The 16,352-nt window shown below is 59.5% G+C and carries 14 protein-coding genes; 11 read left to right on the top strand and 3 right to left on the bottom strand.

Translation table 11 applies throughout. The annotated features are described in order from the left end of the window. The first annotated feature begins 19 nt into the window (after positions 1 to 19). The 10 genes from CKO35_RS18190 (at position 20) to thrC (ending at position 12,307) form a co-directional block, all read left to right on the top strand. A complete protein-coding gene (locus tag CKO35_RS18190; protein ID WP_274600805.1) occupies positions 20 to 2,488 on the top strand; it encodes a methyl-accepting chemotaxis protein in 2,469 nt (822 codons plus the stop codon). Positions 2,489 to 2,565: 77 nt separating this feature from the next. Continuing rightward, on the top strand, positions 2,566 to 3,408 hold the full coding sequence (locus tag CKO35_RS06860; RefSeq protein ID WP_200173957.1) for a CheR family methyltransferase: 843 nt from the start codon (positions 2,566 to 2,568) through the stop codon (positions 3,406 to 3,408). After that, positions 3,405 to 4,016, top strand: coding sequence for a chemoreceptor glutamine deamidase CheD (cheD, locus tag CKO35_RS06855; RefSeq protein ID WP_200173955.1), 612 nt, complete (start codon positions 3,405 to 3,407; stop codon positions 4,014 to 4,016). Before CKO35_RS06860 ends, cheD begins: the two co-directional genes overlap by 4 nt. A 79-nt stretch (positions 4,017 to 4,095) precedes the next feature. Next, the gene (locus CKO35_RS06850) at positions 4,096 to 5,322 is read left to right on the top strand and encodes a methyl-accepting chemotaxis protein (protein ID WP_242467066.1); all 1,227 of its coding nucleotides are present in this window, start codon (positions 4,096 to 4,098) and stop codon (positions 5,320 to 5,322) included. 62 nt (positions 5,323 to 5,384) lie between these two features. Continuing rightward, positions 5,385 to 6,449, top strand: a complete 1,065-nt coding sequence (locus CKO35_RS06845; RefSeq protein WP_200173953.1) for a chemotaxis-specific protein-glutamate methyltransferase CheB — start codon at positions 5,385 to 5,387, stop codon at positions 6,447 to 6,449. A gap of 75 nt (positions 6,450 to 6,524) precedes the next feature. Continuing rightward, positions 6,525 to 6,830: an STAS domain-containing protein gene (locus tag CKO35_RS06840; RefSeq protein ID WP_200173951.1), complete on the top strand. Its 306-nt coding sequence runs from the start codon at positions 6,525 to 6,527 to the stop codon at positions 6,828 to 6,830. Positions 6,831 to 6,840: 10 nt separating this feature from the next. Beyond that, a complete protein-coding gene (locus CKO35_RS06835; protein ID WP_200173949.1) occupies positions 6,841 to 8,574 on the top strand; it encodes an ATP-binding SpoIIE family protein phosphatase in 1,734 nt (577 codons plus the stop codon). Between the two features lie 79 nt (positions 8,575 to 8,653). Next, positions 8,654 to 9,748 carry an HD domain-containing phosphohydrolase gene (locus CKO35_RS06830; protein WP_200174081.1) on the top strand — a complete coding sequence of 365 codons (1,095 nt, stop codon included), beginning with the start codon at positions 8,654 to 8,656 and terminating at the stop codon, positions 9,746 to 9,748. An 84-nt stretch (positions 9,749 to 9,832) separates the two neighbouring features. Then, on the top strand, positions 9,833 to 11,143 hold the full coding sequence (locus CKO35_RS06825) for a homoserine dehydrogenase (protein WP_200173947.1): 1,311 nt from the start codon (positions 9,833 to 9,835) through the stop codon (positions 11,141 to 11,143). Between the two features lie 24 nt (positions 11,144 to 11,167). Further along, positions 11,168 to 12,307, top strand: a complete 1,140-nt coding sequence (thrC, locus tag CKO35_RS06820; protein WP_200173945.1) for a threonine synthase — start codon at positions 11,168 to 11,170, stop codon at positions 12,305 to 12,307. Positions 12,308 to 12,446: 139 nt separating this feature from the next. Here thrC and CKO35_RS06815 read toward each other — a convergent pair whose 3' ends face one another. Continuing rightward, entirely contained in the window at positions 12,447 to 13,304 is an 858-nt protein-coding gene (locus CKO35_RS06815) for an ATP-binding protein (protein WP_200173943.1), read from the bottom strand. 83 nt (positions 13,305 to 13,387) lie between these two features. Next, positions 13,388 to 13,834 carry a DUF2721 domain-containing protein gene (locus CKO35_RS06810; RefSeq protein ID WP_200173941.1) on the bottom strand — a complete coding sequence of 149 codons (447 nt, stop codon included), beginning with the start codon at positions 13,832 to 13,834 and terminating at the stop codon, positions 13,388 to 13,390. A 125-nt stretch (positions 13,835 to 13,959) separates the two neighbouring features. Here CKO35_RS06810 and CKO35_RS06805 point away from each other — a divergent pair, with 125 nt between their 5' ends. Continuing rightward, positions 13,960 to 14,427: a bacteriohemerythrin gene (locus CKO35_RS06805; RefSeq protein WP_242467065.1), complete on the top strand. Its 468-nt coding sequence runs from the start codon at positions 13,960 to 13,962 to the stop codon at positions 14,425 to 14,427. A 38-nt stretch (positions 14,428 to 14,465) separates the two neighbouring features. On the opposite strand, the gene ettA is transcribed toward CKO35_RS06805, so the two are convergent. Then, a complete protein-coding gene (gene ettA, locus CKO35_RS06800; RefSeq protein WP_200173939.1) occupies positions 14,466 to 16,133 on the bottom strand; it encodes an energy-dependent translational throttle protein EttA in 1,668 nt (555 codons plus the stop codon). Positions 16,134 to 16,352 lie beyond the last annotated feature (219 nt).

The raw sequence follows: 16,352 nt of genomic DNA, 5'->3' as shown, positions 1-16,352 counted from the left end.
CCCGGTGGGGGATACGCACATGCGCTGGTTCGACAATCTTTCAGCAGGAATCAAGATCGGTTTCCTCGGTGGGGTGCTGATTCTGGCTCTGGGATATGCCGCTTATGAGGCCTATGTGGGTTTCAGCAGCTGGTCCGGCTATTCGCAGCAGATCCGGGATAACCGTCTGCCATCCATGCGGGCGTTGACCAGCCTCAATACCGAACGGATGGCTATCCGTGCCCAGACGATGGAGGTTCTGGTCCATCATGACGCCTATGTGGACAAGGCGGGCCTGCGCAGCATTGCCGGCCAGCGGGTGCGGTCCTGGGAGAATATCGATCGCAACTGGGCCGAGATCAGCGACATTCCCCGATTGACGGAAGAAGGGCGACGGATATTCACCCGGCTGACGGGTGAATATCTGGCCTGGAGGACCATCTACGTCGACCTTGACCGCTTGCTCCAGGAGATGATCAGCACCACGGATCCGGCGCGTTTCGACCAGCTGATGAATGAATACCGGGACATCATGCACCGCATGATCCCCATTTCAAACACCATGGGTGCCACTTTCGATGAGCTGGTGGAAGGCAACATGGCCCGTGCCACGGCCCAGGCCACTCAGGCGGTCGCGGATTCCCAGGCAGAGATTCGCAAGGTCATCTGGCTGGCCGCCATCACGGTCATCCTTGCCATTGGGCTGGCCACACTGACGTTCATCAGTCTGGTTCGCCCGCTTCGTTCACTGGTCACACATTTCGCCGCCATCGGCGAGGGGCATTATGATCAGAAGATCCAGGATAATCGCAAGGACGAGATCGGTCTGGCCCTCAGGGGGCTGTCCGAGATGCAAGCCAAGCTCAAGGCGGATATTGCCGAAACCCGGCGCATCTCGGCCGAGAACCTGCGCATCCGCTACGCACTGGATAGCGTATCGTCCAGTGTGATGGTGTCGGATCCTGGCGGTCAGATCATCTACGTCAATCAGGCGGTCCTGGAGATGTTCCGCCGCGCCGCCAACGACATCCGCAAGGATCTGCCGAATTTCAATCCTGATCAGATTCTGGGCTCCAATGTGGATATCTTCCACAAGAATCCCTCCCACCAACGTCAGATGATGGAGACCATGCGTTCCACACTTGATACCCAGATCAGGATCGGAGTTCGAACCTTCCGTCTGGTGGCCAATCCCATCATGAATGATTCGGGAGAGCGGGTCGGGGTGGTGATGGAATGGACGGATCGCACTCAAGAGCTGATGGTGGAAGAACAGGTCAGTACACTGGTGGAAGGTGCCGTCAAGGGGGATTTCTCCAAACGTATCCCCACAGGCGAGCTGACGGGGTTCTTCAAACGCCTGGGTGAGGGTGTTAACACCCTGATGGAAAAGACCGCCTCCGGATTGGCGGAAGTGGCCCGGGTCCTGGATGCGGTCTCTCATGGCGATCTCACCCAGCAGGTCACGGGGCAGTACGAAGGTACCTTCGGCCAGCTCAAGGACGACACCAATACCACCGTGTCCCGCCTCAGGGAGTTGATTTCTCAGATCAAGGAATCCGTGGACGCCATCAATACTGCGGCGCGGGAAATATCCATGGGCAATGCCGACCTGTCCCAGCGTACCGAGGAGCAGGCCTCCAGTCTGGAGGAAACCGCTTCCAGCATGGAGGAGCTGACATCCACGGTGAAACAGACCGCGGATAATGCCCGCCAGGCCAACCAGCTTTCCAATACGGCCCGTGAAACCGCCACCACCGGTGGGGAAAAAGTGCGCGCCGCAGTGGCTTCCATGAAGGCCATCACCGAGAGCTCCGAAAAGGTCAGCGAGATCATTGCGGTCATCGACGGTATCGCCTTCCAGACCAATATCCTTGCCCTGAATGCCGCCGTGGAGGCAGCCCGTGCCGGTGAGCAGGGGCGCGGATTTGCGGTCGTGGCCGGAGAGGTGAGGAATCTGGCCCAGCGTTCCGCGTCCGCGGCCAAGGAGATCAAGGCCTTGATCGCGGAGGATGCCGCAACCATCAGTGAGGGGAGCACGCTGGTGCTTGAAGCCGGTGACGCCATGGAGGAGATGGTGAATCAGATCAAGCGCGTGGCTGATCTCATCTCCGAAATCTCCGCCGCCGCCGATGAGCAGAGTTCGGGCATAGAGCAGGTCAATACTGCAGTGACCCAGATGGACGACGTGACCCAGCAGAATGCGTCCCTGGTGGAAGAGGCCGCCGCCGCGGCCGAGTCTCTTGAGGAACAGGCCCAGGGCCTGGCCCGGGCGGTCAATGTGTTTCGTATTGATGATGCCGCAAGAGCACCATCCGGCACGCCTTTGTTGGCGGCTGCGGCGCCGGCTCAACGGAAGATCCCGCCAGTCAGGGGGGCATCAAAATCCGTATCCCAGGGGACCCCGCGTCTCTCATCGAAGACCCACGGTGCGAGGCCGGGAGCCGCCGGTTCGAAAAAAACTTCGCCTGGTCACAGCCCGTCCGAGGATGAGTGGGAGGAATTCTAGTTTTTCAGGGATTGGACCCTTGGGGGCCGTTTCCCTGGGTACGGACGGTGAGGATTTGGTGATGAGATCAGCCTTTCATGCGCCAGCGTGAGTTTGTCTTCACGGATCAGGATTTCGAGCGCATTCGAAGTCTCATTTATACCCATGCAGGGATTTCACTGAGCCTGACCAAGCGGGATATGGTTTACAGCCGACTGGCAAGGCGGCTGCGTGCAAACGGCATGACATCATTCCAGGTTTATCTGGATGCCCTGATGGAGGATGGGGCCGAATGGGAGGAGTTCGTCAATGCCCTGACCACTAATCTGACCGCTTTTTTCAGGGAATCCCATCATTTTCCCGTGTTGGCCGAGCATCTTGCCAGTGCCAGGGCACGTGTCGAACGCCCGCTGCGAATCTGGTCCGCCGGCTGTTCCACGGGGGAGGAGCCTTACACCATCGCCATGACGGCCATCAACGCCTTTGGTGTCTGGAATCCTCCCGTGAGGATACTGGCCACGGATCTGGATAGTCAGGTGATCAGGCAGGCCGCCCAGGGTATTTACCATTCGGATCGGGTAAGCAAAGTGCCCGAGGGAGACGTGAAGCGTTTTTTTTTGCGGGGCTTCGGAAGCAATGCGGGCATGGTGCGGATGCGGCCTGAAGTCAGAAGGCTGGTGACTTTCCGGACGTTGAATCTTCTGGGGGCGGCATGGCCCCTCAAGGGGCCTTTCGATGTCATTTTTTGCCGAAATGTACTGATCTATTTCGACAAGCCGACACAATACAGGCTGATGCAGCGCTTTCATCAGCTCATGACTCCCGATTCCCTCCTCTTTGTGGGACATTCGGAGAGTCTGGCCCATGCCACGGACCTGTTCCGTCTCAGGGGAAAAACCATTTACGAGCCTGTCAGGAGGAGCCAATCGCTCTGCGAATGAAGAATACCCATGAAAATGTATTGGCGAAAAATCATTATTTTGACAGGCATTTCGAGATCAACGCCGTCAAGATCCTTCCGGGAGAATACTATGTTACCGGACTGGACCTCATGCTGGTGACCGTGTTGGGTTCCTGTGTCGGGGCTTGCATCCGGGATCGGGTGAGCGGTATCGGAGGCTTGAATCATTTCATGCTGCCGGATGACCGGCGGGGAGAAGATGCCCGTGTGGGTAGCGCCATGCGCTACGGTGATTACTCCATGGCGATCCTCATCAATGAAGTCCTCAAGCTGGGTGCCCGGCGGGAGAATCTTGAGGCAAAGATCTTCGGCGGCGGGAATGTTCTTCAGGGATTCACCCATAATCCGGTGGGAGAGCGGAATGCACGTTTTGCGGTTGACTATCTCAACGCCGAGGGTATTCCCATCGTGGCAAGGGATCTCATGGGGATTTATCCCCGAAAAGTGTATTTCCGCATTTCCGATGGAAGGGTGTTGGTGCGCAGGCTCAAGACGCTGAAGAATGAAACCATCCTTGACCGTGAGTTGAGATACAGCCAGAGACTTCGTCAGTCCCCCATGTCGGGGGAGGTGGAATTGTTTTCCTGATGCATCGGGATGACTGGTGCATGGGCGGATGGGAACCCATTTCTGTCCAGGGAGTGTATAGAACATGAGGAGTCAACATATGCAGGACAGCAACGCACCATCATTCCTGGCCGTGTTGGCGGATCATTGGGCGGCAGTTTTGAGCACCCTTGTATTTTTTTTTCTTGCCATGCTGTTTCCCTCGGTGTTGCCCGGATGGTTGGGGGTTCTGCTGGTGGGTCTGATATGGCCCTCGTCATTCCTTTTGGTGCGGGCTCGGGAGAAGGCATCCAGAGCGCGCCGGCAGGTTACTGCCATCCAGGAGGATGCCTCCCAGGGGCAAGACCGGGCGTTGTGGGAACTGGTGCTGGAAATAGACAAGCTGATGGCAACCGAGATCACCGAACTGCGTGAGCTGGTAGGACAGACATTGAAGCTGGTTTCCCACGCGGCCGCTGATCTGCGTAAGAGTTTCGAAAACCTGTCCTTTGTTTCCGAGGAGCAGCAGCAACTGCTTGTGACCCTGGTGGGAGATCTTGCCGGTAACAGTGGGTCCGCCGAAGTCTTCGACATGAATACATTCATCCTTGAGAACTCACGGGTGATGAATGATCAAGTGCAGATGCTGGTTGAAATCAGCAAGCACAGCGTGGACGTGGCTCATCAAGTGGATGACCTTTCAAAGCAGATGGATGAGATCTTTTCATTGCTGGACAGCGCCAAACATATTGCTGGTCAGACCAATCTGCTTGCACTCAATGCCGCCATCGAAGCGGCCAGGGCGGGAGAAGCCGGCAGAGGCTTTGCTGTTGTTGCTCAAGAAGTGCGCAAGTTGTCACGGGATTCCCACCAATTCAACGAACAGATCCGCACCTTGGTGGAGCAGGCGAGCCGCGTGTTTGACCATACCCGCGAGATCGTCGGCCGCATGGCATCCCAGGACATGAATGCCTCAATCACGGCGAAGGGTACGGTCGATGACATGATGGACCAGGCAAAGATGCTGAACCAGACCATGGAGCATGGCCTGAGTCGGGTTTCAGAAGGGGTTGGGCAGTTGCAGCAGAATGTGGGTGCCGCCGTGCGCCTGTTGCAGTTTGAGGATATTGCCACTCAGGTTCTGGAGCGGGCCTTTCGCAGGATTGACTTCATGGAGCGATTCATTACCGAGTTGCGACAACTGCCGCTGGCTGGGCAGGGTGAGTCCCGGTTGCAACTGGATGAGGCCAGAAAGCGGCTTGAGCTGTTGCGCTCAGAGTTACGGGAGGCATCCCATCGGCCCGTGCATCAGAAGTCCATGGACGAGGGTGAAATCGAGTTCTTTTGATCTGGACTGGCGATTCCGTTCCTGTTCGTTCGGCCAGTGAAGAACTTCATGATGAGGATTGTGTGAACAATAAAATTCGCGTACTGATCGTGGATGACTCCGCGCTGGTCAGAAAGGTGCTGAGTGAGATCCTGAGCGCAGCCCCTGACATCGAGGTGGTGGGCACCGCCCAGGATCCCTTTGTGGCCCGGGAGCGGATCAAGCAGCTGAGTCCGGATGTCCTTACCCTTGACGTGGAAATGCCGCGTATGGACGGACTCACTTTTCTTCGCAATCTCATGCGGTTGCGTCCCATGCCGGTGGTCATGGTCTCCTCCTTGACGGCTCGGGGCGCCGATGTCACCCTTCAGGCCCTTGAGTTGGGCGCGGTGGATTTTGTCACAAAGCCGACCCTTGATGTCACCCGTGCATTGACTGATTACAGCCAGGAATTGATGGCCAAGGTAAGAATGGCGGCGATTGCCCGTCCGCGCAGCCGGATGACGCTGGCTCCGCCTCCCGTTCGTTATTCTGTGGATGAGGTGGTACCAAAGCGCCCATCTGCCGGGCAATGGCGTACCACGGATCGTGTGCTGGCAATCGGTGCCTCCACGGGGGGGACGGAAGCAGTCAAGGATGTGCTCATGGGATTGCCTCCCGATTGCCCCGCCGTGGTGGTGGCCCAGCACATACCGGCTGGTTTCAGCCGGGCCTGGGCGGAGCGTATGAATCGCCAGAGCCCGCTGGTGGTCCGGGAAGCTGAAAATGGTGATCGTCTGGTCAATGGTCATGTCTACATTGCTCCCGGGGACCATCATCTGCTGGTGGTCAGGGATGGATCCCGCTATGTCTGCCAGCTCAGTCAGGCTGCGCCGGTTAACCGCCATCGTCCCAGCGTGGACGTGCTGTTTCGTTCGGTGGTTCAGTCTGCCGGGACCAATGCTTGTGCCGCGTTACTGACCGGCATGGGAATTGATGGCGCCCAGGGGCTCAAGGAACTTCACGACGCAGGGGTTTTCACTGTTGCCCAGGATGAAGCCAGCAGTGTGGTCTGGGGCATGCCGGGCGAGGCGGTCAAGCGTGGCGGGGCCTCCAAAGTGTTGCCGTTGCATGAGATAGCCTCTGCCCTGCTCAAGGCTTCCTCCTGAACCGGACATGCGGTGTTTCGACCGGTTCCCGGTTGATGGCCAGTCGATGATTCTATTGTTTTCGGAGCATGATTCATGAGTATCAGCCGCCACATTGATGAGCAGAACAGTCTCATTACCATCAGGATTCAGGGACGTTTCGATTTTTCCGAGCACCGTCCATTCAGGGATGCCTATCGGGATATTCCACCGGGTTTCGCGCGTTATCTGGTGGATCTGTCCGAGGCCAGTTACCTGGACAGTTCGGCCCTCGGGATGCTGCTGCTGTTGAGAGAACACGCGGGTGCGGACATCGGTCGGGTGACGATTGAGGGATGTACCGGTGATGTCATGAGAATACTGAAAATAGCCAACTTCGATCGTCTGTTCATTCTGGCATAGGTGCCGGTCGATGGGTTCTCGCGCGACCACACCCAGCGCAAGGCAGGATGTTGACGGTTCGGTGGGACACCGTGGCACGGCATTGATCGTGGACGATGAAGCCACGAACCGGCTCCTCCTCGGTACCATGCTCAGGCGAGAAGGATTCCACGTCATCGAGGCGGAGGATGGGTATCAGGCCCTGAGCCTGTTCGACGCCTCATCCCCCGATATCATCTTCATGGACGTGATGATGCCGGGCATGGATGGTTTTGAGACGACGCGCAGGATCAAGGCGCGGTCCGGCGCGGATTTCGTGCCCGTGATCTTCCTTACCGCGCTGCATGATGATCACTCCCAGGTCCGCTGTATCGAGGTCGGTGGCGACGACTCCTTGTCCAAGCCCTTCAGCTTCACCATTCTCAAGGCGCGCATCGTCGCCATGGAAAGGGTGCGTGACCTGCATCGCAGCATCGCCGCCAAAAACCGGATGCTGGCCGGGTTACTGGAAATCGACAGACAGGAGCAGGCCCTTGCGGAGCGGATCTTCAGCTATGCTGTCAATGATCGCAATGTGGCGAGAGAGCATCTCGGGCTGTTGCTGCGGCCGGCGGCGACGTTCAACGGGGATCTTTTTTTGAGCCAGTATCTTCCCGACGGCAGTCTGCGGGTCCTGCTGGGTGACTTCACCGGGCACGGTCTTGCTGCGGCTATCGGCGCACTGCCTGTATCCGACGCCTTTCATTCCATGACCCGCAAGGGCGTGGTGGATGAAATGGTGCTGGAGGAAATCAATAGCAAACTATACCGGGTGTTACCCGCCGATCGCTTCATGTGTGCCTGCATGGTGACCTTGCCTGCCTCCGGAGATGTCATGCGTTGGTGGAATGGCGGCATGCCGGATGCCATGCTGTGCCATGCGGATGGAATTCGCAGGCTGTCTTCCCATTCCCTGCCTCTGGGGATCATGCCCGAGCTCACGGAGCGTGACGTGCCCCGTGAAGCCCCCCTGAAGAGGGGAGATCGCGTGCTTCTCATGACGGATGGGTTGCTTGAGGTGCGGGACACTCAGGGCCGTTCATTTGGTGAGACGGGCTTGAAATCTCTGATCGAAAGCTGGCGGCATGGCAGCAGCTTGATGACGGCACTTGAACCGGCTCTGGATGCTCACTGCAAGGAGACTCAACCTCAGGATGACATTGGTGTCGTTGAGATTCCGTTTGTGCCAAGGCTCTTCGGCAGAATGTCCGCAAGCACCGTTCAATACCCATCCCATACGGGGGAATGCTCCTGTTCCATCGTGTTGAGGGATGAGCGTCTTGGCAGTATTCCCTCGGTGGAGTCGTTACTTGCGTCTCTGGGGTTGCTTGAGGAACTCTGGGAGCATGTGGGTTCCCTGGAAACCATTCTCCACGAGCTCTATGCCAACGCACTGGAGCACGGGGTGCTCAAGCTTCCCTCCTGGATGAAAACGACACCCGACGGATTTTCTTCATACTACACTGAACGGGAAAACCGCCTTGCGGCGGTTCCCGTCGGCAGCATTCGAGTGGACCTGCACTATGAGCCTGACTCGCCGGCCAGCAAGGTCAGGATTACCATCACGGACAGTGGTCAGGGGTTTGACATTGACAGGCCCTGTGAGCCGTTGCATGTTTCGGTCAGGCCTTGGGGGCGTGGTATCGCCCTCGTCAGGGAGTTATGCGAATCAGTCAATTATTACAATCAGGGTACGCAGGTGGAGGCTGTCTATCGATGTGCCTGATCATGGGTAAAGATTTGTGAAATACGGTCATCGAAATCAGGATGGACAGTACCAGCTTGATCGCAACTCAGCCCGCATCATGGTTGTGGACGATGAGCGTGCCAACCTGATCCTGATGGAGCGTCTGCTGCGAAGTGATGGTTACGGCAATCTGGTCATGGTGCAGGATCCACGCGAGGTCATGAATGCCTACCGGGCGGAAAGGACTGACCTGATCCTGCTGGATATCCAGATGCCCTATCTGGATGGATTCCAGGTCATGGAGCAGTTCAGTGCACTGGATGACCCCCTGGTGCCGCCGATCCTCGTACTCACCGCGCAGGCCAGCCGCGAGTACATGTTGCGTGCCCTCAATGTGGGAGCGCGAGATTTCATCGGCAAGCCATTTGACCGTGCCGAAGTGCTGGCCAGGGTCCGTAACATGCTCGATGTGCAGCTTGCACATCGTATGACCCATGACCAAAAGGATGTGCTGGAGCAAATGGTGCGCGAACGCACTGAAGAGATTCGCAGCACCCGCCTGCAGGTGGTGCAGCGTCTGGGGCGGGCCGCGGAGTATCGCGACAATGAGACCGGTTACCACATTCTCCGCGTGAGCCACACCTGCGAGTTGCTGGCCCGTCATCTGGGGTGGAGCCATGCACAGTGCGAGCGCATGCTTCATGCCAGTCCCATGCATGATGTGGGCAAGATCGGTATTCCGGACCATATTCTGCTAAAGCCCGGCAAGTTGACCCCGGAGGAATGGCGCATCATGCAATCCCACACCATCATCGGCGGGGACATACTCGGCGGTGATGAGTCCGGTGTGCTGAATCTGGCAAGAGAGATTGCCCTGACTCACCACGAGAAGTGGGATGGCAGCGGTTATCCTCTGGGGCTGAGCGGGGAACAGATCCCTGTGAGCGGGCGTATCGTCGCGCTGGCGGATGTGTTCGATGCCCTGACTTCCGAGCGGACCTACAAGAAGGCCTGGCCGGTTCAGGATGCCCTGGATCTGATCCGCAATTCCAGTGGCAGTCATTTCGACCCCCACCTCACCGAATTGTTTTTCAGGCTGGTGCCCGAAATACTGGCCATCCGGGACCGTTTTGCCGAACCGTCACTGCTGGAAACAGACCGGTACTTCACCATGGGTGACCAGTACCACCCCATGGGTAAGGATCCCGGCTGACCCCCCGTGAGCGGTATCATGCTCCATAGGGCATTCTGATTCCGTTATAATCCCGCGATTTCCCGCGCCGAAGGAGTGTTCCTGTTGAAACCCGTCAAGCTTGGCCTGCTGGGCCTGGGTACCGTGGGCAGCGGTACCGCCAACGTGCTCAAACGCAACAGTGATGAGATCACCCGCCGGGCCGGCCGGGGCATCGAGATCGTGGCCGCCGCCGGCAAGAACCTGGAGAGTCACAATTGCCGTGACGTCACCGGCATGCGCCTGACCGAAGACGCCTTCTCGGTGGTCAACGATCCCGAGGTGGAGGTGGTGGTGGAACTGATCGGCGGCACCACCCTGGCCCGCGAGCTGGTGCTTTGCGCCATCGACCAGGGCAAGCATGTGGTCACCGCCAACAAGGCCCTGATCGCCCTGCACGGTAACGAAATCTTCGCCCGTGCCCAGGAAAAGGGCGTCATCGTCGCCTTCGAGGCGGCGGTGGCCGGCGGCATTCCCATCATCAAGGCGATCCGCGAGGGGCTGGCGGGCAATCGCATCAACTGGGTGGCCGGCATCATCAACGGCACCGGCAACTTCATCCTCACCGAGATGCGCGACAAGGGCCGCGATTTCCAGGATGTGCTGGCCGAGGCGCAGCGCCTGGGCTATGCGGAGGCCGACCCCACGTTCGATGTGGAAGGCATCGACGCCGCCCACAAGCTGACCATCCTGGCCTCCATTGCGTTCGGCATCCCGCTGCAGTTCGATCGGGTCCATACCGAAGGTATCACCGGCATCACCCGGGAGGATGTGGCCTATGCCAATGAGCTGGGTTATCGCATCAAGCACCTGGGGATTGCCCGCCGCACCGAGCAGGGCATCGAACTGCGGGTGCATCCCACCCTCATTCCGGAGCGACGCCTGATCGCCAACGTGGACGGGGTCATGAACGCGGTCCTGGTATCCGCCGACGCCGTGGGTCCGACCCTCTATTACGGTGCCGGTGCCGGTTCCGAGCCCACCGGTTCCGCCGTGGTGGCGGATATCGTGGACGTGGTGCGGGCCATGACCACGGACCCGGAGAATCGCGTGCCCCATCTGGCCTTCCAGGCGGATACCCTGTCGGATACCACCATCCTGCCCATGGAAGACGTGAAGACCTCCTTCTACCTGCGGTTGCGGGTGCTGGATCGTCCCGGCGTGATGGCCGACATCACCCGCATCCTGGCCAGCCTGGACATCAGCATTGAAGCCATCCTGCAGAAGGAGCAGGATGACGACACCACGGAAGCGGACGTGATCCTGCTCACCCACGAGGTGCGCGAAGGCAACATGGTCCAGGCCATTCGGGAGATTGAGGCCCTGGAGACCGTGAAGACGCCGGTGATCCGCATTCGTCTTGAGAATCTGAAGTAAGCCATCCGTACCCGAGAGACCATCATGCCTTTTCGACCCCGCTACACCGGTATCATCGAGCGTTATCGCGACCGTCTGCCGATCCACGATGACACCCGCATCATCGGTCTGGGGGAGGGCAATACGCCCCTCATCCGCCTGAACAACATTCCGCGCCTGATCGGCAAGGAAGTGGATATCTACGTCAAGTACGAAGGTCTGAATCCCACCGGTTCCTTCAAGGACCGGGGCATGACCATGGCTGTGACCAAGGCGGTGGAGGATGGCTCCAGGGCCATCATTTGCGCCTCCACCGGCAACACCTCCGCGGCTGCGGCGGCCTATGCGGCCCGGGCCGGCATCACCGCCTTCGTGCTGATCCCCGACGGCAAGATCGCCCAGGGCAAGCTGGCCCAGGCCATGATGCACGGCTCGGTGGTGATCCAGATCAAGGGCAATTTCGATGACGGCATGCGCCTGGTGAAGGAAGTGGCCGACAGTGCGCCGGTGACCATCGTCAATTCCGTCAATCCCTATCGTCTGCAGGGCCAGAAGACGGCGGCCTTCGAGATCGTGGAGGAACTGGGCCGGGCGCCGGATTACCACTGTCTGCCGGTGGGCAATGCGGGCAACATCACCGCCCACTGGATCGGTTACTGCGAGTATTCCTCCGCATCCGGCGACCATGTCACCGAATCCTGCGGCTTCTGCAAGGGGCGCTGCATGTATGCCGGTGGCGCGGTGGTGGGCAACCGGCCCAGGATGGTGGGTTATCAGGCCGCGGGCAGCGCACCCTTCATGCGCGGCCACATGGTGGACAACCCGGAAACCGTGGCCACCGCCATCCGCATCGGCCATCCCCAGTCCTGGGACTATGCCTGGAAGGTCAAGGAAGAGTCCGGCGGCTGGTTTGACGAGTGCAGCGACGAGGAGATTCTGGCGGCGCAAAAGCTGCTGGCGGAGAGAGAAGGGGTGTTCTGTGAACCGGCTTCTGCCACCTCCCTGGCGGGTGCCTTGCGGGATGTGCAGCAGGGCAGGATCCCCGAAGGCTCCAGCATCGTCTGCACCCTGACCGGTCATGGCCTGAAGGATCCCGATACCGCCATCAGCCAGTCCACCCGGGCACCGCTGACGGTGGATGCCAGTCTTGAGTCAGTGAAGCGGGCGATCCTGGAGAATATGTAAGGTCTCCTGCTTTTCGTCATTCCTGCGTTCATGCGCCACTCCCGCGCAAGCGGGAGCCCGGCGTTTTCAGTTCACCAGTGGATTCCCGCTTTCGCGGGAATGACGACGTTGGCAACCTACAGGGATGACGTTGGCAAGCTCACTTCACGTGAAGCCCCCCCACCCAATCACGGGCAAACTGCCACGCCACCCGGCCACTGCGCGATCCTCGCAGCAGGGCAAACCTCAGCGCCTGTGTCCGGCAGTTTTCGTCCATGGCCACGCTCCCAAGCCGTGCCAGCCAATGTTCCACCACCGCTAGGTACTGTCCCTGGTTGAAGGGATGAAACGACACCCACATCCCGAACCGCTCCGACAGTGACACCTTCTCCTCCACCGCTTCGCCTGGGTGGATCTCGTCTCCTTCTCGCCGTACCTCCAGGTTATCCGCCAGCCGTTCAGGCATCAGGTGGCGTCGATTGGACGTGGCATAGATCAGCACGTTCTCCGGGGTGCCTTCCAATGCACCGTCCAGAGCCGCTTTCAGGGCTTTGTAGGCGGGTTCGTCCGCCTCGAAGGACAGGTCATCGGCAAACAGGATGAACCGTTCGGGACGCTCCCGCAGCGGGGCGACGATCTCCGGCAGATTGACCAGGGCCTGGGCGTCCACCTGCACCATGCGCAGACCTTGATCTGCATACCGGGTGAGCAGGGCGCGCATCAGCGAGGACTTGCCAGTGCCTCTGGCACCCCACAGCAGGGCGTTGTTGGCGGGAAGCCCCTGCACGAACTGGCGTGTATTACGGTCCAGCAGGGATTTGGGACGATCGATGTGCAGCAGGTCATCCAGATCAAGCGGCGGCACATGGGGGATGCACTGCAGATGATGGTTTCGCCAGCGGAAGGCGGGCGCTTGCCAATCGGGTGCCGGGGCGGTTCCTGGCAGCAGGGTGTCCAGGCGGTTCAGCAGGGATTCCGCCTGATCCAGCAGTTGATGCAGTGGGTGGGTCTCGTGCATGGGTGATCCCTGGAATCGGTGTCGTTGCCGAAGGGTAGGCATTTTATCCCACTTGGCAGGCCGGGGGAGGTTGCAAGCGGTCATCACTCGCCGATCTTGGTGAGATTGAGGCTGCGGATGGCCAGGAAGACCTCTCTCAGGAAGGCTACCAAGGCGCCGATGAGGCAGAACATGGCAAGTACGAACAGGGTGCCGATGAGTAGAGGATTATCGATACCGAGAAAATACTCGATGAATGCGGAGACGATGGTCAGGCAGATCAGCAGGGCGGTGGTGATGCCCAGGGTGATGCCCAGGTGTACCATCCGCACCCTGGCTTCCAGCAGTTCCAGTTCCCGGATGGCGGTCTTGTGAAATTCATGGTCTTCGTAGCGTATGCGTTCCAGCAGGTGACGCCGCCGATCCACCACCCGGGACAGTCTTGAGACAAAGGCGTTGATGAAGCCGGCGATGCCCACCAGCAGGAATACCGGGGCAACCGAAAGCTGGATCACGGTGGAGATATCGAAAAGGGTCTGTGCCGACGACATGGTTTTTCCTGATGGGGTTTCCTATGGTGTTGTAACGGCCCGCGCGGACCGGTTTCATTCCCTCACAAACGAGCGTCCAGTGGAAGTAATGTATCCCGCTCCGCTGTGCTATGGTCATAGGCAAGATGAACAGACCGATCGAGAGGTGCCGCATGATGACCGAGCACACCGAGTCTGCAGATATATCCCAGGTGACGGAAAATTTCATGGACAAGGACCATGACGAGGCCATGGCCTTGCTGGCACGGGTGGTCCAATGTCTTGAGGACATGCCGGCATCAAAGGTGGAGAGTGGCCGGTTGCGTGATGATCTGCGGGATTTCATTGAGCACAGCCGTGCCCACTTCCGGCGTGAAGAGGCGCTGATGAAGGCGGTGGAATTCCCGCCGTTCCAGCTCCACAAGCAGGAGCATGATGCCCGCCTGGAGGCGCTGGTGGCCTATGTGGATGATCTGGATGCCGGGGTTCTTGAGCCGGCGGATTTGAAACGGTTGTTCAATGAGGATTTCGTGCCATGGTACAGGCGGCATTGCGCCACCATGGACAAGGCGACTGCCCGGTTCGTGGCTCGAAAGGAGGGCGGTGAGACGTAGAGGCACGGTATGCCGTGCCTCTACGGTCCATCCTCGGGTCAGCCCTCCAGGCGTCGGTACTTCACCCGGTGGGGCTGGTCCGCCTGGGCACCCAGGCGCTTCTTGCGATCTTCCTCGTACTCCTGGTAGTTCCCCTCGAAGAACACCACGCTGCCGTCCTCCTCGAAGGCCAGGATGTGGGTGGCGATGCGGTCCAGGAACCAGCGGTCGTGGGAGATCACCACCGCGCTGCCGGGGAAGGCCAGCAGACCTTCTTCCAGCGCCCGCAGGGTTTCCACGTCCAGGTCGTTGGTGGGTTCGTCCAGCAGCAGCAGGTTGCCGCCGCTCTTGAGCAGCTTGGCCAGATGCACCCGGTTGCGTTCCCCTCCGGAGAGCTGCTTCATCTGTTTTTGCTGATCGCCGCCCTTGAAGTTGAAGCGGCCCACGTAGGCCCGTGAGGGCATCTGGTACTGCCCCACCTGGATGATGTCCTGGCCGTTGGAGATCTCTTCCCATACGGTCTTTTCATCGGCCAAGGCGTCACGGCTCTGATCCACATAGGCCACCTGGACCGTCTCGCCGATGCGGATGGTGCCGCTGTCGGGCTGTTCCTGGCCCACGATCATGCGGAACAGGGTGGACTTGCCCACGCCGTTGGGTCCGATGACGCCGACAATACCCCCGCGCGGCAGGCTGAAGCTCAGGTCCTCGTAAAGGATCCGGTCGCCATAGGCCTTGCCGACCCCGTCCAGTTCCACCACCACGTCACCCAGGCGGGGGCCCGGCGGGATGTAGATTTCCTGGGTCTCACTGCGTTTCTGGAACTCCTGGGAAGAGAGTTCCTCGAAGCGCTTGAGGCGGGCCTTGCTCTTGGAAGTACGGCCCTTGGGGTTGCTGCGCACCCATTCCAGTTCCGCTTCCATGTTCTTGCGGCGGGCGCTTTCCTGCTTTTCCTCGATGGCCAGGCGCTTTTCCTTCTGTTCCAGCCAGGAGGAGTAGTTGCCTTCCCATGGGATGCCGTGGCCCCGGTCCAGTTCCAGGATCCAGCCCGCCACGTTGTCCAGGAAGTAGCGGTCATGGGTGACGGCCACCACGGTGCCGGGGAATTCCTGCAGGAAGCGCTCCAGCCAGGCCACGGATTCGGCGTCCAGGTGGTTGGTGGGTTCGTCCAGGATGAGCATGTCCGGGGCGGAGAGCAGCAGGCGGCACAGGGCCACGCGGCGGCGCTCGCCGCCGGAGAGTTTGGTGACGTCGGCATCCCAGGGGGGCAGGCGCAGGGCATCGGCGGCCACTTCCAGCTTGCGATCCAGATCCCAGGCGCCGGCGGCGTCGATCTTGTCCTGCAGTTCCGCCTGTTCCGCCAGCAGTGTGTCGAAGTCGGCGTCCGGATCGGCAAATGCTTCTGCAATGGCGTTGAACCTGTCTACCAGGCCCTTGATCTCGCCGACACCTTCCTCCACGTTGCCGCGCACGTCCTTGGCCGGGTCCAGCTGGGGTTCCTGGGGCAGGTAGCCGATCTTGATGCCGGGCTGGGGACGGGCTTCGCCGACGATGTCCTTGTCCACGCCGGCCATGATGCGCAGCAGCGTGGATTTCCCGGCCCCGTTGTACCCGAGCACGCCGATCTTGGCGCCGGGGAAGAAGTTCAGATAGATATCCTTGAGGATTTCCTTCTTGGGCGGGACAACCTTGCCCACACCATTCATGGTGTAGATGTACTGGGCCATGGATTCAACCTGTGAGTGAAACGTAACCTGACATTATCTTGAATAACCAGCTCGGGTTCCAGTGTGGGGAGGCCTGCCGTTGATAACCGTGCCCAATACACCTGTCGGATGCAGGCTTGCAAGCCTGTGAGGGGTTTGCAATGCTGAAGCCATTCATGATGGCCCTTCCGCGGACGACCCGGACCTCCATGCCCCCTTCAGCCACCGCGCCTTCGGGAG

This window comes from Ectothiorhodospira shaposhnikovii, from assembly GCF_016584105.1.
GTDB classification, from domain to species: domain Bacteria; phylum Pseudomonadota; class Gammaproteobacteria; order Ectothiorhodospirales; family Ectothiorhodospiraceae; genus Ectothiorhodospira; species Ectothiorhodospira shaposhnikovii.
The sequence above is the reverse complement of the archived record's forward strand: the minus strand, read 5'-3'. Positions and strand labels throughout refer to the sequence as shown.